This window comes from Streptomyces sp. SID13726 (assembly GCF_010548375.1).
In the GTDB taxonomy this organism is placed as follows: domain Bacteria; phylum Actinomycetota; class Actinomycetes; order Streptomycetales; family Streptomycetaceae; genus Streptomyces.
The window spans coordinates 1-396 of sequence record NZ_JAAGLY010000775.1; the positions used below are offsets into that span (position 1 = coordinate 1).

Sequence of the window (396 nt, forward strand, 5' to 3'; positions counted from 1 at the left end):
GGGGGTGAGGGTCGAGGACGCGTTCGGGTCCATGAGCACGGCCTGGCGCACGAGCCGAGGGTCGCCGGTGCGCGCCGCCTCCACGGTGAGCGCGCCGACCGAGACGTACGGCTGGTTGAGCGCCGCGCACTGGGCCGGGAGCGAGCCCATCGGCACGGGGCGCAGGCCGTCGCCGTCGACCGCCGCCGGGACCTCGACGACCGCGCCCTGGGGCAGGTTGTCGATCAGCCCGTGGTTGGGGACGTTGACGTGCACCTCGCGCGGCGTCCCGGTGACGAGCGAGTGGATGATCTGGGGCGCGTACTCGCTCGCGCCGTCCTCGAGCGCGAGGTCCTCGCCGGCGGCGAGCGCACGCCGCGCCGCCTCGAACTCCGCGACGTTCTCCCGGCTGATGCC

The 396-nt window shown here is 75.3% G+C and carries 1 pseudogene; it reads right to left on the reverse strand.

Annotated features, from left to right (window positions below):
* Positions 1-396 (reverse strand): annotated as a pseudogene (locus G3I78_RS50240) (alpha-glucosidase/alpha-galactosidase); the annotation flags it as partial.